General features: G+C 44.4%; 24 protein-coding genes. 11 read left to right on the top strand and 13 right to left on the bottom strand.

The window, feature by feature from the left end:
- Positions 1 to 74 precede the first annotated feature (74 nt).
- Both cdd and ACSX1A_RS00745 read left to right on the top strand, forming a co-directional pair.
- Entirely contained in the window at positions 75 to 557 is a 483-nt protein-coding gene (cdd, locus tag ACSX1A_RS00750) for a cytidine deaminase (RefSeq protein ID WP_439881689.1), read from the top strand.
- A 67-nt stretch (positions 558 to 624) separates the two neighbouring features.
- Positions 625 to 1,272: an alpha/beta hydrolase gene (locus ACSX1A_RS00745; protein WP_439881688.1), complete on the top strand. Its 648-nt coding sequence runs from the start codon at positions 625 to 627 to the stop codon at positions 1,270 to 1,272.
- 8 nt (positions 1,273 to 1,280) lie between these two features.
- Here the strand turns inward: ACSX1A_RS00745 and ACSX1A_RS00740 are convergent, their stop codons facing one another.
- Positions 1,281 to 1,676 carry a VOC family protein gene (locus ACSX1A_RS00740; protein ID WP_439881687.1) on the bottom strand — a complete coding sequence of 132 codons (396 nt, stop codon included), beginning with the start codon at positions 1,674 to 1,676 and terminating at the stop codon, positions 1,281 to 1,283.
- A 144-nt stretch (positions 1,677 to 1,820) separates the two neighbouring features.
- On the opposite strand from ACSX1A_RS00740, the gene ACSX1A_RS00735 reads away from it, so the two are divergent.
- Positions 1,821 to 2,669, top strand: coding sequence for an SdiA-regulated domain-containing protein (locus ACSX1A_RS00735; protein WP_439881686.1), 849 nt, complete (start codon positions 1,821 to 1,823; stop codon positions 2,667 to 2,669).
- Between the two features lie 56 nt (positions 2,670 to 2,725).
- Here ACSX1A_RS00735 and lgt read toward each other — a convergent pair whose 3' ends face one another.
- Positions 2,726 to 3,586 carry a prolipoprotein diacylglyceryl transferase gene (gene lgt, locus ACSX1A_RS00730; RefSeq protein ID WP_439881685.1) on the bottom strand — a complete coding sequence of 287 codons (861 nt, stop codon included), beginning with the start codon at positions 3,584 to 3,586 and terminating at the stop codon, positions 2,726 to 2,728.
- 111 nt (positions 3,587 to 3,697) lie between these two features.
- Between lgt and ACSX1A_RS00725 the strand changes: the two genes are divergently transcribed.
- Positions 3,698 to 4,027 carry an SdpI family protein gene (locus tag ACSX1A_RS00725; RefSeq protein WP_439881684.1) on the top strand — a complete coding sequence of 110 codons (330 nt, stop codon included), beginning with the start codon at positions 3,698 to 3,700 and terminating at the stop codon, positions 4,025 to 4,027.
- Positions 4,028 to 4,066: 39 nt separating this feature from the next.
- On the opposite strand, the gene nadE is transcribed toward ACSX1A_RS00725, so the two are convergent.
- The 4 genes from nadE to ACSX1A_RS00705 form a co-directional block, all read right to left on the bottom strand.
- Complete coding sequence (nadE, locus tag ACSX1A_RS00720; RefSeq protein ID WP_439881683.1) at positions 4,067 to 5,959, bottom strand: NAD(+) synthase; 1,893 nt, start codon at positions 5,957 to 5,959, stop codon at positions 4,067 to 4,069.
- A gap of 305 nt (positions 5,960 to 6,264) precedes the next feature.
- Positions 6,265 to 7,005: a ribonuclease III gene (gene rnc / locus ACSX1A_RS00715; protein WP_439881682.1), complete on the bottom strand. Its 741-nt coding sequence runs from the start codon at positions 7,003 to 7,005 to the stop codon at positions 6,265 to 6,267.
- Positions 7,005 to 8,258, bottom strand: coding sequence for a beta-ketoacyl-ACP synthase II (gene fabF / locus ACSX1A_RS00710; RefSeq protein WP_439881681.1), 1,254 nt, complete (start codon positions 8,256 to 8,258; stop codon positions 7,005 to 7,007). Before fabF ends, rnc begins: the two co-directional genes overlap by 1 nt.
- A gap of 50 nt (positions 8,259 to 8,308) precedes the next feature.
- Positions 8,309 to 8,545, bottom strand: a complete 237-nt coding sequence (locus tag ACSX1A_RS00705; protein WP_025609494.1) for an acyl carrier protein — start codon at positions 8,543 to 8,545, stop codon at positions 8,309 to 8,311.
- Between the two features lie 155 nt (positions 8,546 to 8,700).
- Here ACSX1A_RS00705 and ACSX1A_RS00700 point away from each other — a divergent pair, with 155 nt between their 5' ends.
- Both ACSX1A_RS00700 and pyk read left to right on the top strand, forming a co-directional pair.
- Positions 8,701 to 9,129: an IPExxxVDY family protein gene (locus tag ACSX1A_RS00700; RefSeq protein ID WP_439881680.1), complete on the top strand. Its 429-nt coding sequence runs from the start codon at positions 8,701 to 8,703 to the stop codon at positions 9,127 to 9,129.
- 2 nt (positions 9,130 to 9,131) lie between these two features.
- The gene (gene pyk / locus ACSX1A_RS00695; RefSeq protein ID WP_439881679.1) at positions 9,132 to 10,559 is read left to right on the top strand and encodes a pyruvate kinase; all 1,428 of its coding nucleotides are present in this window, start codon (positions 9,132 to 9,134) and stop codon (positions 10,557 to 10,559) included.
- Between the two features lie 191 nt (positions 10,560 to 10,750).
- Here the strand turns inward: pyk and rpsT are convergent, their stop codons facing one another.
- Positions 10,751 to 11,008: a 30S ribosomal protein S20 gene (gene rpsT / locus ACSX1A_RS00690; RefSeq protein WP_439881678.1), complete on the bottom strand. Its 258-nt coding sequence runs from the start codon at positions 11,006 to 11,008 to the stop codon at positions 10,751 to 10,753.
- Between the two features lie 273 nt (positions 11,009 to 11,281).
- Complete coding sequence (locus tag ACSX1A_RS00685; RefSeq protein ID WP_439881677.1) at positions 11,282 to 11,701, bottom strand: hypothetical protein; 420 nt, start codon at positions 11,699 to 11,701, stop codon at positions 11,282 to 11,284.
- Positions 11,702 to 11,837: 136 nt separating this feature from the next.
- Here ACSX1A_RS00685 and ACSX1A_RS00680 point away from each other — a divergent pair, with 136 nt between their 5' ends.
- Positions 11,838 to 12,791, top strand: a complete 954-nt coding sequence (locus tag ACSX1A_RS00680) for a YheT family hydrolase (RefSeq protein ID WP_439881676.1) — start codon at positions 11,838 to 11,840, stop codon at positions 12,789 to 12,791.
- An 8-nt stretch (positions 12,792 to 12,799) separates the two neighbouring features.
- Here ACSX1A_RS00680 and rsmG read toward each other — a convergent pair whose 3' ends face one another.
- The 4 genes from rsmG to ACSX1A_RS00660 all read right to left on the bottom strand — a co-directional run bounded on the left by rsmG (position 12,800) and on the right by ACSX1A_RS00660 (position 15,521).
- The gene (gene rsmG, locus ACSX1A_RS00675; RefSeq protein WP_439881675.1) at positions 12,800 to 13,438 is read right to left on the bottom strand and encodes a 16S rRNA (guanine(527)-N(7))-methyltransferase RsmG; all 639 of its coding nucleotides are present in this window, start codon (positions 13,436 to 13,438) and stop codon (positions 12,800 to 12,802) included.
- A 41-nt stretch (positions 13,439 to 13,479) separates the two neighbouring features.
- A complete protein-coding gene (locus ACSX1A_RS00670) occupies positions 13,480 to 13,689 on the bottom strand; it encodes a hypothetical protein (RefSeq protein WP_439881674.1) in 210 nt (69 codons plus the stop codon).
- Between the two features lie 129 nt (positions 13,690 to 13,818).
- Complete coding sequence (locus ACSX1A_RS00665) at positions 13,819 to 14,427, bottom strand: RNA polymerase sigma factor (RefSeq protein ID WP_007659731.1); 609 nt, start codon at positions 14,425 to 14,427, stop codon at positions 13,819 to 13,821.
- Positions 14,418 to 15,521 (bottom strand): glycosyltransferase, encoded by a 1,104-nt coding sequence (locus tag ACSX1A_RS00660; protein ID WP_439881673.1) that lies wholly within the window; start codon positions 15,519 to 15,521, stop codon positions 14,418 to 14,420. Before ACSX1A_RS00660 ends, ACSX1A_RS00665 begins: the two co-directional genes overlap by 10 nt.
- 296 nt (positions 15,522 to 15,817) lie before the next feature.
- Between ACSX1A_RS00660 and tgt the strand changes: the two genes are divergently transcribed.
- From tgt to ACSX1A_RS00645, 3 genes are all read left to right on the top strand, one after another.
- Positions 15,818 to 16,948: a tRNA guanosine(34) transglycosylase Tgt gene (tgt, locus tag ACSX1A_RS00655; RefSeq protein WP_439881672.1), complete on the top strand. Its 1,131-nt coding sequence runs from the start codon at positions 15,818 to 15,820 to the stop codon at positions 16,946 to 16,948.
- Positions 16,949 to 17,052: 104 nt separating this feature from the next.
- Complete coding sequence (locus ACSX1A_RS00650) at positions 17,053 to 18,129, top strand: LptF/LptG family permease (RefSeq protein WP_439881671.1); 1,077 nt, start codon at positions 17,053 to 17,055, stop codon at positions 18,127 to 18,129.
- Between the two features lie 2 nt (positions 18,130 to 18,131).
- Positions 18,132 to 19,073, top strand: coding sequence for a DMT family transporter (locus tag ACSX1A_RS00645; protein WP_439881670.1), 942 nt, complete (start codon positions 18,132 to 18,134; stop codon positions 19,071 to 19,073).
- Here ACSX1A_RS00645 and ispE read toward each other — a convergent pair.
- Entirely contained in the window at positions 19,029 to 19,835 is an 807-nt protein-coding gene (gene ispE / locus ACSX1A_RS00640; RefSeq protein ID WP_439881669.1) for a 4-(cytidine 5'-diphospho)-2-C-methyl-D-erythritol kinase, read from the bottom strand. The genes ACSX1A_RS00645 and ispE overlap by 45 nt on opposite strands.
- A 254-nt stretch (positions 19,836 to 20,089) precedes the next feature.
- Here ispE and ACSX1A_RS00635 point away from each other — a divergent pair, with 254 nt between their 5' ends.
- Complete coding sequence (locus ACSX1A_RS00635; RefSeq protein WP_439881668.1) at positions 20,090 to 21,223, top strand: aminotransferase class I/II-fold pyridoxal phosphate-dependent enzyme; 1,134 nt, start codon at positions 20,090 to 20,092, stop codon at positions 21,221 to 21,223.
- Positions 21,224 to 21,251 lie beyond the last annotated feature (28 nt).

The following is a 21,251-nucleotide window of genomic DNA, read 5'->3' as shown; positions in this document are numbered from 1 at the left end:
TTATATATGGTTTTGTCAGATATTTAGTTTAAATTTATAGCCCTTTTCTAATTTTTAGTACTATTCGTGATGAAATGGCAAGTGAACTGAATATAAACATCAGCATCGACGTGCTGGATCCTGAAGAACTGAATGAGCAGGAGCGTAAAGCGATGCAGCTGGCACAGGAGGCTGCAAAAGATGCTTATGCCCCTTACTCTAACTTTTTGGTCGGAGCAGCTTTAGTACTGGAAGACGGTACCATGTTTAAAGGCAGCAACCAGGAAAATGCAGCATATCCTTCGGGGCTTTGCGCAGAGCGAACTGCTTTGTTTGCACTTAGCGCTAATCACCCGAATAAAAAGATAACAATGATGGCCGTAACTGCCCGCCGCCGTAGCGACGAACAGTTTTTACCGGCTATGCCTTGTGGTGCCTGCCGCCAGGTAATGGCAGAGTATGAGTATAAGCAACAGGAGGCTATTCCGGTTCTTTTACAGGCGCAGGACGGTAAGTTTTACCGCTTCAGGTCTGTAGCAGACCTGCTTCCGTTCCAGTTTACCAAAGAGCATTTATAGAAAGCAGTGCCGGGATATGCTTTAAGGCAGGACATTTTAAAATCAGGAATATTCCTGAGCAAGATACATGAACGAGCATAAACTTATAGTACCCCGCACTGCACGCTATTATACGATAGGTTCTCCATCTGCCCGAGTAAAAGACCTGTGGGTTGTATGCCATGGGTATGGCCAGTTAGCACGCTATTTTCTAAGGCATTTTCAGGGGCTTGATAACGGGCAAACGCTTGTAGTGGCGCCTGAGGCACTGTCGCGGTTTTACCTGGATGGCTTTTCGGGCAGGGTTGGCGCCACCTGGATGACCAAAGAGGACCGGCTCTCCGAGATAGAAGACCAGGCAGGGTACCTTAACCAGTTACTGCAAGAACACCTGAAGTCCCTTCCGAAAGATGTGCGTGTGACGATCTTGGGTTTCTCGCAGGGTGGGGCTACGGTTAGCCGTTGGATAGCCACGGAAAAACCACCTGTGCACAGACTTATACTTTGGGCTGCTTCCTTCCCCGAAGATATTAACTTTACAACCAGCCAGGCTGCTTTTGCAGAGATACCGGTAGCACTGGTATATGGCACACAGGACGAATTTATTACTTCTGAGGCCTTAGAGCGGAAAAAGCAATTGATGCAGCAGCTTGGAATTGAACCAGCTGTTTATACTTTTGATGGTGGGCATACCATACACTCCGAAACCTTACAAAAGGTGGGTCAGGAATTATAAATTAGTTATTACCTCTCCCACATCCCCTCCATTACTACCTCCAACAGGTGTTCATCAGGGTCCCGGAAATAGAATGACAGGAAACCTCTACCCCAGTCATACTCCTGTTCAATCTTGATCCCCAGCTGCTGGCTGATCTTTTCCTTCCAGTCCTGATACTGATCTTTCGCAACTTCAAAAGCCAGGTGTAGCTGTCCTGAGCCAAAATGAGGAGGTAGTGTGCCACCTTGTTTTGATGCTTCTGAAATAAAACAGAGTAAAACACTCTCTCCCACTCTAAAAAAAACATGCCGGTCCTTTACTTCCCCGATTACTTCAAAGCCAAGTCGTCCGTTATAAAAGGCTTTTGAACGTGACAAGTCCGTGACGTAGAGGCAGGTTTCTTTTATTTTTTTAACGTTCATAGCATGTAGATTTCAGGTTTTAGGAGTGCTGATAAAGTTATTAATACATATAATCATCTTTATTGCCTTAACGTCTGTTAATACTTCTCGTTTATCTAACTACCCTTTACTCCTGATGTATACTTTAAATTTTATATGAAACTTATGTTAAAAGTTTTAGCTGCTTTTCTGGCAGCAACCGCATTAATGATATTTTCTTTTCGTGATATAATTTCAGGTGACGACGAAACAGATGATACAGGAGGTAGTAAATCCTTTGTAAAAATCGCCTCGCTACCCGGAGAGATAAGTGAAAGCTCTGGTGTAGTGGCGTTATTCGGGCAGCACCAGTTAGTTACGCACAACGATGCCGGTAACAAGCCCTACCTGTATAAGCTGGATTATAGTGGCAATATTGTAGAAACTATAAAACTGAAGCTCCCTAACGTTGACTGGGAAGACCTGACAATAGATAAGGATGGGAACATTTACATTGCAGATAGCGGCAACAATAACAACAACCGTAGAGAGCTGGCTGTTTATAAGGTAAACCTCAATACTCCTTCCCAGATTCAGGCTATCCGTTATACTTATGAGGATCAAAAGGAATATCCGCCATCCAAAAAAAACCGCAATTTTGATTCTGAAGCTATTTTCTGGGCTGACGGCTATCTGTACCTCATTTCTAAGGACAGGGGGAGAGGCGAAATAGCAAAGGTTTACCGCTTGCCTGACACAGGTGGGCAGTATAAAGCAAAATTGGTTGGGAGCCGACACCTAAAAGCATTAGTTACCGGGGCCGCCATAAGTCCGGATGGTGAAACAGTAGCTTTACTCAGTGAAGAAAAACTACACCTATTTACCGATTACAGCAGTCCGGCTGCTTTTTATAAAGGGAAGTACGAAGAGGTAAAACTTAAGGGCGCTGGCCAGACCGAAGGTGTTGCTTTTGAAGATGACGAAACCTTAGTTATAACGAGTGAAGGTGGCAACCTGTACAGGTATAAGCTATAAGACTAAAACAGCAGCGGCGCCTTTCAGATAAAAGGCGCCGCTGCTGTTTTTATATATTATACTTTATTCTTGGTCTGTTTGCTTACCTCCTGCTCTTTGAGTCTGCCGCCAGGCAAAGCAGGTTTCGGGTTCTGCCATACTCTGAATAAGATGAACAAGCCAACCAATATCAGAGGGATACTCAGGATCTGACCCATATTTAGTGCAAGGTTATCTTCAAAAGCCTCCTGGTTTTCTTTCAGGAATTCGACCAGGAAACGGAAAGTGAACAGTGCCGTTACAAAAATACCGAACAGCAGACCTTTTGGTAATGCTGCTTTGTATTTGCTCCATAGCCAGTATAGCAGCACAAACAACATAAACACACTCAGCGATTCATATAATTGTGTTGGATGGCGTGGCACCGGCGGATTCTCGTTCAGACGCTCGAAAATGAAAGCCCAAGGTACTGTAGATGCATGGCCGATAATTTCAGAGTTCATCAGGTTACCCAGTCGTATAAACGCACCACCAAGCGCTACTACGATCACAATGCGATCCAGTACCCACATGTAGTCAAACTTCTGTTTGCGGCTGAATAACCACAGCGCGAAAAGGATACCAATGGTTGCTCCATGGCTGGCTAAGCCTCCTTCCCAAATCTTCAGTATCTCAATAGGGTTGCTTAGGTAATAGTCAGGTGCATAAAAGAGCGTGTGCCCTAATCTGGCTCCTACAACAGTGCCAATGATCATGTATAACGTGATCACATCTACATCTCCTTCGGTGCGGCCTTCTGCTACATATATCTTGGTAAGTATGCGCTGACCAAAAATGAAAGCCATGGCAAACAGCAAACCATACCAGCGTATACTTAAGGGTCCTAGATGAAAAATCTCCGGATCTACATTCCAGGTAATATAATTCAATAAATTCATAAGGGCGATACTAGTCTAGCCAAAGTTACAATATTTAAGGAATGGAAAAAAATGCTTGTTCCTGATATACTTGAAATCACATGGATGATGAATTTTAGCTAATCTATTGAAATGCTATTCCTACACCTGTTACCCGGCATACTGGTATTGGTAATCGGGTTTATACTTTATAAGTGGCCACCAAGGCACATAAACTGGCTCTGGGGGTTCAGGACGCACTACTCTATGCGGGATATTGAAAACTGGCAGGAAGGAAACCGCTACTACGCTAAACTACTTTTGCTTATTGGTTTGGTCTCCGCATTGATCAGTTTAATTTGCTATAGATTGCTCCCCTTGCTGATCAGCCTTCTTTTACCTATCGGCATAATGATCATTTTTTTCATGCTCAGCATCTACCTGACAAATGAACACCTGAAGCGTAAGTTTGGCAAATGGTAAAAGTATAAAGGCGCAACAGATGCTGTTGCGCCTTTATACTTATCTGATCATCTGTTGCATCTGCAGCAACTCTTCCCGAAAGCCACCACTTAAGATCGGGAAACGAAGCCAGCTACGTGGGTCCACATTATAATCATCCAGATGAAAGGATGGCGCATAGCGTTCGCGCTTCCATTGGTTACGTGCCCACAGGCTGTAAAACTTTGTTATCCAGCTTTGGAGCACTTCCGGATCTGCTAGTTTCTTCTCATTTAATATTTTAAATACCTCTATCGGTGCGTATCGGTCATGAAAGGCAAGCCGCTCAATCTGGTTCAGCACCTCATATGGCATCAGGTCTTTTTCATCGGTCTGTTCTTCTTTTGCTGGTCGTAACTCAGCACTTGGCTGCAGGTTGTTCACGTACTGCAATCCCTCATATCCCAGCTCTTGTTGTGCCCAGATAAGAAACTGCCGGATAAAAGCTTTGTCAATACCGGCGATCGGGGAAATGCTGCCCGAGGTATCACCATCCATGGTGGCATACCCCACTGAGGCCTCAGAGCGGTTAGAGGTAGCCATCAAAAGGGCATTATTAATATTGGCCAGCATCCAGATGCCAGGTGCACGCACCCTTGCCTGAATATTCTGCAAAGTGATATCATCCTGCTCCCATGTGAGCGGGCGTTCTAAGGCCTTCTCAATCTTGGAAACGTATCCACGCACTTCGTCATCTATCGTCCAGCTATAAAAGGTTGCCCCGATAGAATCAGCCAATCCCTTTGCTGAGTTATAAGTATCGTCAGAAGAGTTTACTGTACCCTGGTATGCACAAGTCAGCAGCTTTTTTACCAATGCCTTCTGCACATGCTCTTTTGTCATGGTATCGAACGTAGCGGTATCCCGGATAGAGAACATCCTGGCTTTCGCCACAAAACCCAATACCCCCAGGCTACTGATCCCTCTACGCACCATTTCGGCTACCGCCACGGCACACAACGAAGAGTCGGCACCACCGCTTAAGGAAAGCACAAAGCCTCTGCTGTGACTCTTACGCATATAGTCAAACAAGGCTAGACTAAGCGCAGCGATCAGTTCTTTATTCTCATCAATCGGCGGGAGATATTCTATTACCTCAGCTATCTCAGGATTATCTGAAAAACAAACTTCTGCGCACTCCATGTCCACATCTTTGAAGCACAGTAACTCATTTCTGCGAATCAGCTTACCATTTTGCGCAATCAACACCTCTCCGTCATAGATCATCCTGCCAGACTCATTCCCTAACAGGTTGGCATACATGTACGCGCACTGGTATTTTTTTGAAGCATCTACGACAAGCCTGTATCTGACGTCGGTTTTACTCAGGGCAAAATGGCTGGCACTGGGGTTTAGTATCAACTGGACACCCTTTGGCATATGGCGCTCCGCCGGACGATTTGGGCGCCAGGCATCTTCGCAAATTTCAAAGGCATACTTTACCCCTTGCTCCTCATATATTATGTCACCGATCTGGTACTTCTGCCCGTCAACCTCAAACTCTTGCACCTCGTTGGCAGGCCAGGGCGTAAACCATCGGGGCTCATAATGCACACCATCGTTTGCCAGAAACTGCTTGGCCGTAAAACCAAGGATTTCTTTATTCCTGATAACACACGCAGTATTGTACACACTTTTATTCAAAAGAACCGGAAGGCCGACCGCTACTGTAATGTTCTCGCACCAGTCTTTTATCTTCAGAAGCTTTTGGAATGCAATTTCCGATAGCCAAGGACTAAGAAACATATCCTCGCAACCATAACCGGTTATGCAAAGCTCAGGTAACAGCAGTAACTGAATTTTATTAGTTATAGCCTCTGTAATGGCATCTTTTATATTCTGCAGGTTGCCATCCCAGTCCATAGGAGTCTGGTTAAGTGCGGCAGCTGCCAGCATTAGTCTTGTCTCTTCCATCAAATTTTATAACGCAACTATATACAGGCAAGTTAAGAGATGTAAAGCAATTTTGCCTCATTAATCCGTTCTAGCAAACCCAGAAAGACTGCTATATAACAAGGGCTCAAGGGCACATGTTTTAACCGTAAGATTGTAGTTATATCAGGTGTAAGCAGCAAGCAGCCCCTGTTTATGGAGAAGGGTTAAAAAATGCACTTGAAATGGACGCAATTGTTCAAGGGCACAACGGATAAAGTATAGCCAGCAACGGGTGATTGAACAGCAGCATAGTTGTAGAAAACCAGGCTGCTACGGAAAGAGCTTTAGGAAATTTTAAGGAATTCGATGCCTTTTTCTGCCGCTGCCTGATCTGCCTTCTTTTTAGACAGGCCTACTCCAATGGCAATCGGTTTGTCATCAATGTATACTTCTGAAGTAAATTCGGTTGTATTGCCCTGCTGCTTTCGTTTTACGATCTCAAATCGAATGTCGAGGTTCTGGCTCTGTGCCCACTCGATCAATTTGCTTTTGAAATTAGCTGTTGTGTTTACCAGGTTATGTACATCCACGTGCGGGCGCAATAACTTTTTGAAGATAAACTGGCGGGTCATTACATAGCCTTTGTCCAGGTACACCGCACCCACTAAAGCCTCCAGTGCATTTCCATTAACAGACTTGTGCCGCATGGCATGACTTGAACTGTCTACTTTCACCAGCAGATTCAAACCAATCTTCAGAGCGATCTGGTTCAGCGACTCACGGTTCACAATGCGTGAACGTATCTCTGTCAGAAAGCCTTCGTCTTCGTAAGGAAATTTATTAAAGAGATGTTCAGCTACAACAGCACCAAGTATGGCATCGCCTAAAAACTCCAGTCGCTCATTTGTTTCGTGCTTTCCTGCAGCGTTCTGCCGTGCGAAAGACGTATGCGTAAGCGCGAGTTTATACAGCCGAATGTTATCCGGTGTGCTGCCAATAATACCTGCTATCGCACGTACAAGTTCTTTGTCTCGGGTAAATAACTTATGATATACGCGTCGAACTGGTTTTATAGGCCCAAACACTAATCTTCAAATTGACGGAATAGAACAGAAGTATTATGTCCACCAAAGCCAAAGGTGTTGCTCAAAGCAATCTTTACTTCACGCTCCTGCGCTTTGTTAAAAGTAAAGTTCAGCTTAGAGTCAAAAGCTTCGTCGTCTGTGAAGTGGTTAATTGTTGGCGGAACGATGTTATTCTTGATAGCAAGAATAGAGGCTATAGCCTCTATTGCGCCAGCAGCACCTAACAAGTGGCCAGTCATAGACTTAGTGGAGCTTATGTTAAGATCATAAGCATGCTCACCGAACACTGTCTGGATTGCCTTCACCTCACTAACATCACCAAGTGGTGTGGAAGTACCGTGTACGTTGATATAATCAACATCTTCTGGCTTGATATTGGCATCCCGAAGCACGTTTTTCATCACGTTCAGGGCACCTAGTCCTTCCGGATGTGGGGCAGTGATGTGGTAAGCATCCGCTGACATACCGCCTCCGATAACTTCGGCGTATATTTTTGCACCACGGGCTTTTGCATGTTCATACTCTTCCAGGATCAGGGCACCGGCTCCCTCGCCCAGCACAAATCCGTCACGGTCTTTGTCAAAAGGTCGCGAAGCTGTTTCCGGAGAGTCGTTACGCTCTGAAAGGGCTTTCAGAGCATTGAAACCACCTATACCAGCCTCTGTTACAGCCGCTTCAGAACCACCCGTCACAATCACATCAGCCATTCCTAAACGGATATAGTTGTATGAGTCAAGGATGGCATTTGTAGCAGATGCACAGGCAGAAACCGTAACAAAGTTAGGGCCTCTGAAACCATACTTAATAGAAATATGGCCAGCACTGATATCGGCAATCATTTTAGGAATAAAGAAAGGGTTGAAGCGGGGTGTCCCGTCTCCGTTGGCAAAATTCACACACTCTTCCTGGAATGTGCGTAAACCGCCAATACCTGAACCCCAGATCACACCAACGCGATCAGGATCATAGTTTCCTTCGACAAGGTTCGCATCGGTTACGGCCTCATCGGCTACAACCATGGCGAACTGCGAAAACAAGTCCATTTTGCGGGCTTCTTTTCGATCAAAGTATTTTTCTGCGTCGTACCCTTTTACTTCACAGGCAAACTGAGTTTTAAACTTACTCGCGTCGAAACGTGTAATAGGCGCAGCACCACTCACGCCATTGATCAGACCATCCCAGTACTCTGAAACAGTATTACCAACTGGCGTGAGTGCGCCTAGCCCAGTAACTACAACTCTCTTAAGCTCCATAAGCTGCTAGTAGAGGATAGATAGTAGAAATTTATACTAAATGAAGGATATTACTTTGCGTGCTCTTCAAGGTAGCTAACAGCCTGACCTACAGTAGAGATGTTTTCAGCCTGATCATCTGGAATAGAAACGTTAAATTCCTTTTCAAATTCCATGATCAACTCAACAGTATCTAATGAATCAGCGCCAAGGTCATTTGTGAAGCTAGCCTCTGGAGTAACCTCTGACTCTTCAACACCAAGCTTATCAATAATGATAGCTTTTACTTTTTCTGCGATTTCTGACATTTTTCTTATAGTTTATTAAAACACTGTGCAAAGAAATATAATTAGGCAGACAATGTCAAAAAAAATTACTCTATTTGACCTCTTATAAAAGTTTTACACAAATTCTGCTGTTTTGGAAGCCAGTCTTCTTAAATTTGTGTAATTGCTATTACTTTATGAGAACACTGCGCCTTGACATTGAATATGATTATACGTTCAACCTGTTCGGGTTAGTTTCTCCTGTTAAAGAGTACAAATTGGCCTGGGCCCTTAACAGGCTGTTTGACATGCGCCTGGCTAAGCAACAGGATCTTTATTACGATTTACTGGGTAAAGATTGTTTGATTATTTCAAATTATCAGTACATTACAGACCATAGTATAATCCGGCTATTCAAAAACAAAGCTTTGGGGCCATCAACCCTGAAAAAACCTTTTTTGTTGCCCGACATAAAGGAATATGATTATGTGCTGCAGATATCCGGTGAAATGCAGCTATTGTACCCTCCGAGTTTTATCAGCACATTGCTTGCTACTTCTCTGGTGCAGTACATAAAACAGTTTGATCCACTTACACTTAAATTTAAAGAAAATCTGATTTTCTGATTATGAACATTTCTTTCAATAAAACTAAAATTCTTGCCACCGTTGGCCCAGCCAGCAATTCATACGATAGATTACTGGCATTGGTAGAAGAAGGAGTAGATGCCTTCAGATTGAACTTCTCGCACGGCGAATACGCAGCACACAAGGAAGTTATTAACCATGTGCGTGAATTAAATCGCCAGCACGGCACCTCCGTTTGCCTTGTACAGGATTTGCAAGGACCTAAGATCAGAGTGGGTGAAGTGGAAAATGGTGGTGTAGAAATAAAAGAGGGACAGATTGTAAAGCTACTTTGTGACGGATCAATAAGTAACTCCGATCACCTTGCAACAAGCTATACAGAACTGGCGAAAGATGTTAACATCGGAGATTCAATTCTGCTTGACGATGGCAAGCTGGAGCTAATAGTAGTATCTACTGATAAAGACTGTGCCATTGAAGCAAGAGTAAAGTATGGTGGTGTTGTAAAGCCGCGTAAAGGCATTAACCTTCCTGACACCCCTGTTTCAGCACCTTCTTTAACTGAAAAGGATCTGCGCGACCTGCAGTTCGGATTAGATAATGATGTAGAGTGGGTAGCGCTATCTTTTGTGCGTCGCGTGGAAGACATACAGGAAGTACAGCGCATTATTAAAGAACGTGGCAAAGACACACGTGTTATCGCCAAAATAGAAAAGCCTGAGGCCATCAAAAACATTGATGAAATCATTCAGGCTGCCGATGCCCTAATGGTTGCCCGCGGTGACCTTGGTGTTGAAGTAGGCATGGAAAAAGTGCCTATGATCCAGAAGATGCTGGTTGAAAAAGCAAACAAAGCAGCTAAACCTGTGATCATCGCCACCCAGATGATGGAAAGCATGATTGAAAATCCGCGCCCTACACGTGCCGAGACAAATGACATTGCCAATGCCGTGATCGATGGTGCCGACTGCCTGATGCTAAGTGCTGAGACTGCCGTAGGTGCTTATCCTATCGAAACTATCCGAAGCATGAGCCTTACTATTAAAACGGTTGAAACGCACTCTGATATTTTCAATAAGTCTTATATCCTGAACCCGCACTCTGAAACATTTTTCAGCGACAGCCTTGTGGCAAATGCCTGCAACCTGGCCAGAGACACAAACGCGAAGGCTATCATAGGTATGACTAAATCAGGTTATACTGCTTTCCAGTTAGCAAAGCATCGACCAAAGTCAGATATCTTTATTTTCACTGAAAACGAAAACCTGCTTACTACACTTAACCTGGTTTGGGGTGTTAGAGGCTTCCATTATAATAAGTTTGAGTCAACGGATGCCACTATTGCAGACATCAAAGATGAGCTACTGAAAGGCGATTACATCCAGAAGGGTGATGTGTTCATTAACACCGCCAGTATGCCAATGTACGAGCAAAAGCGTACCAACATGATAAAGATCAGCGTTGCCTAGGCTCTAAAAGCCAGCTGCAAAGCGATACGTTTAATAAAAGGTGAGCCCCGCACAAGATTTACTTGTGCGGGGCTCACCTTTTATATTTTACATTATTTCCACCACATGCACCATAAGCAATCAGAACCGCATATAAGCACAAAAAGCCTTACACGGAGGGTGTAAGGCTCTAAGCAAATTTTTCCAGCAAATTACGCTGCTAAACCGTTAACAAACTTAGCCAGTCTTGACTTGTTGTTAGCTGCTTTGTTTTTGTGGATGATATTTTTCTTAGCCAGACGGTCAAGCATAGAAGAAACTGTCTTGTAAAGCTCTTGCGCCTCGGCTTGATCAGTTGTATTCTCCAATTTCTTGATGAAAGTACGAGTAGTTTTTGCTTGATATCTGTTACGAAGACGTTTAGCGTTATTCGCTCTGATTCTCTTTAATGCCGACTTGTGGTTAGCCATATTATTTTATGATAATTAATTCCTTTAATCCGTTGTTAAATGGGTTTGCAAAGGTATACCCTTTACTATTAAATTCCAAAGCACCACTCTAAAAAACTTTTGCCTTAGAAATACAAACATACTAATTACGGCGTAATGATGCTATTTAATCCTATAATTTACTTGCACATAATTTTAGTATGCCCCAATTCTAAGCTGCAAGCGGATCAGAAGAGCATAAAAAGGCCGCTTCGGGTTAACCCGAAGCGGCCTTTTTTATAAGAATGTAATTTTTTACTGGTTGTTCTTCTCTACATCAACGTCCACATCAACATCATCAATGTTTCCGAGTCTCTGCTGTACTTTATTCTCGAAGTCGTTCCACTCTGATTTCGTTTCTTCCCACTCTCTTTTAGTTTCGTCGTCCCAGGTACTACTCTCGGCTTCAAGCTCAGCTTCTCTGCGATTGTATTCAGCACGCATTTCGCGGTATTCATCAGCTGTAACAGTTTCTGCACGTTCTGTGTTGGTGTTTACCCACAATGCAAAATCGTCAAATTCGCGGTTTGCTTCTACATTTGCGTCACTAAGTTCTGCCTGCGTTTCATCTACTACTTCATTTGTCTCATTCTGTGCTTCCTGCGAGCATCCGTAGCTGAAAAAACCAACTGCCAGAGCCAGACCTATAGTTTTAAACTTTGATTGAATTTTCATAGTTATATAAATGATTAGTTATTGGTGTGAGTACGTAAAAAAACAAATATTGATATATAAGCCGGGTAGAATGGCTAAATTTAGAACGGATTACGTATAAAACAACATATAACAGTAGCTGTATAACTTACAAAAAATGCCTGTTGTTTCTTCAAAACACAAAGCACCTTTTTACCTTTTTAATGGCCATCTGCAAACAATAGTACCAGGGCTGTTCAGAACGGTAGAGGGAGTCTTATATGAGCGTGAGCGCTTGTTTACACCCGACGATGATTTCATAGACTTAGATTGGTCACGGGTAGGTTCCAATGAACTTATTGTTCTCTCCCATGGCCTGGAAGGCGATTCGGGCCGGCCTTATATACAAGGCATGGTAAAAGTTTTTAATAGCCACGGAATTGACGCCCTGGCATGGAACTACCGCAGTTGCAGCGGTGAGCCCAATAAACTACTCCGGTCTTACCACCTGGGCGCTTCAGACGACCTGGACCTTGTAGTGCGGCATGCACTGAAAACCGGTCACTACGATAGCGTCTACCTGGTAGGCTTTAGCGCTGGCGGCAATATAAGTCTGAAATACCTGGGAGAAACTCCTGAGCTGGTTCCTAAGGAGGTAAAAAGAGCAACAGTGTTCTCTGTGCCTGTCGACATAAAATCTTCTGCCAAGCAAATCTCGAAGATCTATACGCAACGGTTTCTTAAAAGCCTGGGCGAGAAACTGGAGCAGAAAAGGCAGATGTACCCGGAAGCTGTTGACCTTACAGATTATAGTGTTCTATGGTCGTTTCCGCAGTTTGACGACCGCTACACAGCACCACTGCACGGGTTCAAGAACGCAGATGACTACTATGCCCGTGTCAGCTCTAAGCAGTTCCTGAAGAGCATACAAGTGCCAACGCTGCTTGTGAACGCCAAGAATGACCCGTTCCTGGGCAAAATGTGCTACCCTGTGCTGGAGGCAAAGCAGAACCCATACTTTTACCTTGAAATGCCGGATGATGGCGGCCATGTGGGCTTTACAGAAGATTTCCGTAAAGACAACTACTACTCCGAAGCCCGTGCTGTAAGGTTTCTGCTAGGGGGTAATTAAGGCTTGTTTTACTTTAATGGCACGTACACGACCTTCTTTGTTTCAAAGAAGTCTTCATTAAAATAACTGGCCAGGTCGTACGTTTTTGTGATCAGCCCGGATTCTGCAATCTCCTCAGACAATTCCCCTCCTTTTAAGTAGTACAAGCCTTCGGTGGCCAAGCCTGTTTTTTTGAAGCTGTTCATGACCCAGGGCCAGAAATTAGCGAGCCGGGTTACTGCGCGGCTTACAATAAAATCATACTTGTCGCGTACCTGCTCGGCACGGGTGTGGCTGGCGGTAACATTTTGCAGGTGCAGTTCCCTGGCTATCTCATTAACTACATGTATCTTCTTGCCAATGGAGTCCACGAGATGAAATTTAACCTCCGGAAACATAACAGCCAGCGGCAAGCCCGGCAAGCCTCCCCCGGTTCCAACATCCATTACCGAAGTATGATCCGGAAACTGTACCACTTTGGCAATGCCCAGAGAATGTAAAATATGATGCACCCCGATCATATCCATATCCTTGCGCGAGATAACGTTTATCTTCTGGTTCCACTCCTGGTAAAGTTCTGCCATCCGCTCGTACTTCTGAAGTTGATCATCGGTTAACTCCGGAAAATAACCGGAAAGTAAGGTGCGGATAACCGTTGAATGAGCCATGTGTTTTATGAAAATAAAGTATGAATATGAAATTTAGAAAGTTATGCCAGTATCCAGTATAACAGCGCGGCAAGCATGCTTACTACAGCTACTACGGCCACAGCCATAAAGATATCAGCTAACAGTACAGTCCCGGCATTTCTGAACTGCCCTTCGTACTTCCGGACTAGTTCATGCTGCACTTTGCGTTCATCTCTGTAACGGAGGTACATGTAGGCCCTCCCTAAAACAGAAAGTATAGATCCACCCATTGCAAATGCCTTAGATTAATAGTGCTTTTACAAAAGTATGAAATTTGATTGTGATATAGCGTAAAAGTAAAAAGCCCCTGCTGCACGAAGGCAACAAGGGCTTTAAAACGTAATCAAAATTCTAAGTTACTAAATAAGGTGTTTCTTATTCTTTACCATATCATAAAGCAATTCGCGTGCACGGTGTAACTGGGCTTTTACAGTACCAAGCGGAGCATTAAGTTCTGTAGCAATTTCTTCGTAGCTAAGCTCATTGAAATAGCGCAACGTTACAAGACGCTGGTACTTCTCCGGCAACTTGGCAACCACATACTGCATGATCTCGATCTTCTGGTTCTTAATCGCCTCTTCCTGCGGATTCAGGTTCTTATCTTTAAAATCTATTGTGATCTCATCGCCATTATCAATTTTGATGGCTGAGTCGATCGACATTGTTTTGATCCTGTTCTTGCGAATAAAGTCGATGCAATTGTTAGTAGCAATACGGAATAACCAGGTACTGAAAGCGTACTCCGGATTAAACTTATGCAGGTTACGGAATGCTTTGGCAAAAGCCTCTATCGTTAAGTCCTCTGCATCGTCAGCATTACGCACCATTTTAAGAACCACGTGATAAACAGGTTTTTTATAGATGCTCATCAGCTCGGCATACGCTTTCTCATCGTTTTCTTCTACAGCCGCCTGAATAAGTTTAAAATCATGCTTTGCTTTCGCAGAGAATTGTTTGTTTACTTCCATCTGAGTTGTTTATACATTAATACAGATACCCCAAGGAAAACATAGTTAAAAAAGTAAACTATATCGAGCACAGGCAACAATGGCAGAGATACTTTTTCGTCGAGTCTTCGAGCAGCCAGCACATATACCGGTAGCACAACAAGGTATCTTACTCCTATAAGTGCACCTAATATAGCTAAATGGCTATGTAGTACAAGAAGAATTATTAAAAGTATGTAGAAAAAAACGTTTGATGCTACAAATGCTCCTATCCTTCTTCTGTCTGCCGCTTTATATCGTCCTCCGACGGACATATGCCTACGTTTTTGTATGATCCACTCCCTAAACGTCTTTTTGGGAATGCTTGTGGTCTGCGCCTCCTTGTTGATAACAATACTTACTTCACTATTGTTAGCGGCATCACGAACAAAAAGATCGTCGTCGCCTCCCATCGTTTTAATGTGAGACGCAAACCCTTTGTTCTTAAAGAAACACGCTTTGGTATAAGATAAGTTTCGGCCAACCCCCATATAAGCCTGACCTTGGTATGCATGAGACAAATACTGAATTCCGGTGAGCAAGGTTTCATATCGGATCAAGTGATTTAAAAAACCTTTTAATTGTGCATAAGGAGAGTAGCCAAGTACTACTTCTGCACCGCTGCTGTAACCACTTTGGATTTTTTGTATCCAACTAGCGCTGCATGGTCTGCAGTCAGCATCTGTAAAGATCATGTGCTCGTGCTTTGCCGCCCTGATACCCAGGGCGAGCGCGTACTTTTTAGAATTCAGGTAATCCGGGGTCCGCTTAATGGTTACCACCCTGAAGTGCGGAAACTGCTTTTCCAGTTCGTGCAGGTAAAACTCGGTGTCATCTTCAGAACGATCATTTACCACTAATATTTCAAATTCAGGGTAATCCTGATCCAAAAGCATCGGAAGCAGTTCGTAAAGGTTATCCTGCTCATCATGAGCCGCAACGATCACTGATACGGGTCGTTGCACATCTGTTTCCGGATCAGTGTGTTTCGACAACGGCAGAAAATAGAAAAGGGCAAAATAAAGCTGTACCAGCACACATAGCCCCAGCAGCACAAACAGTAAAGTTATTATCAAAAGTATAAGTAATTAAATTGCGAATCTGTTTTACAGGGGCATATAAAATTGCCAGGCCAGGCAAGTCAGCCAGCTACTCCGCAACCAAACAATGCCCTATTACCTCCTCAAAATTAGCTATTAAATAGCCATTTCCGAACCTTACTCCTATTTAATAAAATAGTATGGTTTGTGCTGCATCTCTTTGTATCTTTGCCGGTTCTTTCATAAGTATAATTCAGGCTGCGGGTTAGCTTGTTAACAGCCGCAGCAGCAGGCGTCGCCCTCACAAATGGCAGGCGCCCACAACCATAACTATGCAATTTTCATTAATAGCTAAAGACGCGCAATCCAAAGCACGTGCCGGGGTGGTTCAGACCGATCACGGTGCCATCGAAACGCCTATTTTTATGCCGGTAGGCACCGCTGGCACTGTTAAAGCAGTACACCAGCGCGAACTGAAGAATGATATTAATGCCCAGATCATACTTGGCAACACGTATCACTTATACCTGCGCCCAGGTTTAAGTGTGCTGGAGCAGGCAGGCGGACTTCATAAGTTCAACGGCTGGGACAGGCCCATCCTTACAGACAGCGGCGGCTACCAGGTTTTCTCGCTGGCCGGCACCCGTAAGATCAAAGAAGAGGGCGTAAAATTTAAATCTCACATCGATGGGTCAGCATTAGACTTTACACCAGAGAATGTAATGGATACACAGCGTACTATCGGCGCTGACATTATCATGGCCTTCGACGAGTGTACCCCCTACCCTTGCGACCATACTTATGCCAAGTACTCTATGGAGCGCACCCATCGCTGGCTACAACGCTGCGTAAACCGCTTCGATAGCACTGAACCTAAGTATGGCTATAACCAAACACTTTTCCCGATTGTGCAAGGCAGCACCTACAAGGATCTGCGAATTCAGTCGGCGGAGACCATTGCCAGCTTCGGACGTGAAGGGAATGCCATCGGTGGTTTATCAGTAGGTGAGCCAGCCGAAATGATGTATGAAATGACCGAACTGGTTTGCGACATACTTCCGGCCGACAAGCCACGCTACCTGATGGGGGTGGGAACCCCGGCCAACATACTGGAAAACATTGCCCTGGGAGTGGATATGTTTGATTGTGTGCTTCCGACACGGAATGCACGGAATGGCATGCTGTTTACCACGCAGGGTATTGTGAATATCCGTAATAAAAAATGGGCCGATGACTTCAGCCCTATCGACGCCGAGTTAGGCGGCTACGTGAGCACCTTCTATAGCAAAGCATACCTGCGCCACCTGATCCATAGCGGTGAGTACCTTGCCGGCCAGATTGCCAGCGTGCATAACCTTACTTTCTACCTTTGGTTGGTAAAACAGGCACGCCAGCAAATTATAAACGGAACTTTTAGGGACTGGAAAGATGTGATGGTTAAGAAATTAATGACGCGGTTATAATCATAATTCAATAATTAGAAATTATGCGGTGCTATTGGCTACATATTTTCTCTTATATGCAATTCATTTCTAACTTCTAATTTTGAATTTATACCTGATTTAAATTGAAGCTACTCGACAAGTATATACTTAAGAAGTTCCTGACCACTTTCGTGTTCACGGTGCTGATCCTGGTTGCCGTTATCCTGGTGATCGACTTTACTGAAAAGAATGATGACTTTATCAAGCACAACGTTGCTATAGGAGAGATTCTGTTCGATTATTACCTGAACCTGATCCCTTACTATGCCAACATGCTTAGCCCTATTACAGTGTTTATTGCCACGGTATTTGTTACAGCTAAACTGGCATCGCACACTGAGATTGTGGCTATACTGAGTAGCGGGGTTAGTTTCAGAAGGCTGCTGGTGCCCTACCTGATAGGCTCCACGCTGATTGGTGCCGTTATTTTTGGCCTGATTGGCTGGGTTATTCCTAATGCCAATAAAAAGAGCGTAGCTTTCCAGGTAAAATATACCAAGAACCCCTTTACGTATGACAGCCGCAATATCCATGTAAAAGTGGCCCCGGAAACTTACGTGTACATGGAGAGCTATAATAATACAGCCAACATCGGTTATAATTTTGCCTTAGAATCCATTGACGAAACAGACCTGAAAAGCAAACTTACCTCCAGCAACGTTCGCTGGGATGCTGAGAAGGAGAAATGGCACATGGACAACTATACCCTGCGCACATTTAATGGGGAGAAAGAAACGCTTTTTAAAGGAAGCGCTCTGGATACAACGCTCAACCTGACGCCAAAAGATTTTGAGAGTACTTATAAGCTGGAGCAGACATTAACACTTACCGAACTGAACAGGTATATTAATGAAAAGGTGTCCCGTGGCGCAGATGACACCGAAACATACCTTATTGAGAAGTATGAGCGCTTCAGCTACCCTTTTGCCATTATTATCCTTACCGTGATCGGTGTTATTGTAAGTGCGAGAAAGGCACGGGGTGGCGTGGGCATACAGATCGCGCTGGGCTTCTTTCTGGCATTTGTATTTATAATTTTCGTGATCACCAGCAGGAGCCTGGCACAGGTTGGCGACATTGATCCCAAATTTGCCGCCTGGATCCCAACGCTTGTTTTCACGGGTATAGGTTTCCTGCTTTACCGTTTCGTTCCCCGTTAACAATGCCTCGTCTTAAAGATTTTATAGAGCTCCATTTCGTTGTATTCCTGTGGGGCTTCACAGCTATCCTGGGCAAGCTGATCTCCATTCCTGCTGTGGAACTGGTTACTCTGCGCACGGCCATCACAGCCGTTGCTATCGGTGCCATTATCTACAAAAAAGGTACCCCTTTCTGGATGGGTAGAGCGCAGGCTTTAAAGCTGTTGGGTGTAGGTGTAATTATCGCGGCGCACTGGATGCTGTTCTTTGCTGCCGCACGGGTATCTTCCGTATCTATCTGCCTGGTGGGCATTGCTACATGCAGCCTCTGGACGGCTTTACTGGACCCGCTATTTAGCAAAACAAAGGTTAAGCCTCACGAGATATTACTCGCGCTACTGGTTATTTTCGGTCTGTACATTATATTCCAGAATGAAACCAGCTTCGATAGTGTACTGGGAATAAGTATGGCAATTGGTTCTGCATTATTGGGTTCTATCTTTACCATTATCAATGCAAAACTTACAAAGCGCATCCATTCTACCACCATTACCGCTTACGAAATGGCAGGTGCATGCATGGGAACGGTTTTATTCTTCCCTGTCTACATTATTTATTTTGCAAAAGGCGGCTCGCTGAATTTCAACTTATCAACGATGGATTGGGTGTACCTGCTTATCCTCGCCCTGGCGTGCACAGTATATGCCTACACAGCCTCAGTTCGCCTGATGCAGCGTATTTCGGCTTATACCATGAACCTGACGGTAAACATGGAGCCAATCTATGGTATCCTGCTGGCTCTTCTGATCTTCAAAGAAGATGAGCGTATGTCTTTGGGATTTTATCTAGGTGCAGGAATTATCCTTTTAAGCGTGTTTATTTATCCCGTATTGGATGCTTATGATAAGCGCCGCCAGAAGTTAAAGCAGGCCTTTCCAGACAAGGTAATGATCGGGGAAGAATAGTTCGCCGGGCTCCTCTTTAAACAAGCCATACACGGCAGAGCCTGATCCTGTCATAGAAGCATATACTGCCCCTTCGTTATAGAGCTTTTCTTTAATCTGTGGTAACTCGGGGTACTTTGGAAACAAAGCGTCCTCAAAATCATTTTTAAGAACCGATTTCCAAACTTTTACATCCTGCTTCAACAGCATTTCCATGCTGCAATCGGGTAGCGTTGGGGTAATACTGGAATAGGCTTCAGCTGTTGTAATATGAATACCGGGATACACAATAACACAGGTATAACCCCTCAGATTGACGTCGGCGTCAGTGAACACATCCCCCCGCTCTGTTGCAATAACCGGCTTGTTGCGAACAAAAAAAGCACAGTCACTGCCCAAAATGCGTGCATAGTCCTCTAAAGCGTCAGCTCTTAAATTAAGCTCAAACAGCTTATTGAGAATACGCAGGGTAAAAGCAGCATCAGCAGAGCCTCCACCCAACCCTGCTCCCATCGGGATCACCTTATGTAAATGCATTTGTATGGGTGGTAGCCCAAAATCCTTTTGCAGAAGTTCATATGCTTTTACACATAAATTAGAACCCGGATCACCTGGTACAGCCAGGCCTGATGTTTCGAAACTGTCTGCTTCTGCCGGAAGTATTTCAAGGGCGTCTGTCCACTGCACAGGGTAAAAGCAGGATTGCAGGTCGTGAAAGCCATCTGGTCTTTTAGCAGTTACAAAGAGGCCCAGGTTAATTTTTGCGTTAGGGAAATCCAGCATGTTGTATTGTAGGACAGTTTAAAGCTGCAAGCTATAAAATTGATCATAAACTTTAAACCGCTGCAACTAAATCTGAAATTTGTACGTGCTACGGCTATTAAAGTAAAAGCAATTTAAGTAAATTGAGCTTTAACGGCAGCGTTAATAATAATTAAGCAGAAAAGGCAGGTACCAAACAGGCAATGCTTCCGTTAAACTGAGAACATATCGGATAGCTGCACCAAATGGGGTACGACAGCAAAAATGAAAATAGCATGATTTACAGGCCAGGACGAATTTTCCTATCGGTACCGCAAATGGGTGGGCATGAGAAGAACTATGTGCAGAAAGCGATCGAAGACAACTGGGTATCTACCTTTGGCCCTAACCTGCCCGGTTTTGAGCACGACATCTGCCAGCACACCAATGCACGTCATGCAGTTGCTCTGAGCTCCGGAACAGCTGCTATTCACCTGGCGCTTCGAGTATTAGGTGTTGGCCCCGGAGACGAAGTACTTTGCTCTACCTTTACCTTTGTTGCCACTGCCAACCCTATCCTGTACCTTGGGGCAACCCCCGTGTTTATCGAAAGTGAGGCCGACACCTGGAATATGTGCCCGGATACCCTGCAGGAAACAATTGAGGAACGCCTGAAGCTGGGGAAAAGACCTGCAGCTATCCTGCTGGTGCACTTATACGGCATGCCTGCCAAACTTAAAAAGATCATGGCCATTGCCAATGAGTATAACATACCAGTGGTAGAGGATGCTGCAGAAGCACTGGGCTCCAGGTACAGCGGCCACCAGGTAGGCACGTTTGGACGCATAGGTGTTTTCTCATTTAACGGCAACAAGATCGTTACCACTTCTGGCGGTGGTGCAGTAATAACAGAGGATGCAGCGCTGGCCGAACAGGCCCGATTCTTTTCCAACCTTGCCAAAGAGCCCGCCCCATATTACCAACATTCCCAAATGGGTTATAATTACCGCCTCAGTAATATCAGCGCAGGCATTGGTCGTGGACAAATAGAAGTATTAGAAACACGCGTTAAACAACGACGAGAAGTTTTTAACTATTACACAAACCATTTAGGGCACATCGAAGGATTAGAGTTTTTAACTGAACCCGCTAAATGCTTTTCTAACCGCTGGCTTACCACCATACTTTTACCTGAAGGTCATACGCCTGAAAGTGTACGGGTTGCCTTAGAAGAAGAAAACATCGAAACGCGCCCTCTTTGGAAACCAATGCATCTGCAACCACTTTTTGCCGGTAGTTTATACTACGGTGATGGATTAAGCGAGCGATTATTTAATCGTGGTCTCTGCCTGCCTAGTAGCAGTAGTTTATCAGAAGAAGATCAGGAGAAAGTAGTGAAGCAGTTAAAAAGCCTCTTGGAAGAAGTTTAACAATATCCTGTAAATTTTCATTTTCGTA

The sequence above is a fragment of the Pontibacter sp. MBLB2868 genome (assembly GCF_051904785.1).
Classification (GTDB): domain Bacteria; phylum Bacteroidota; class Bacteroidia; order Cytophagales; family Hymenobacteraceae; genus Pontibacter.
This window is presented reverse-complemented; position numbering and strand designations above follow the sequence as displayed.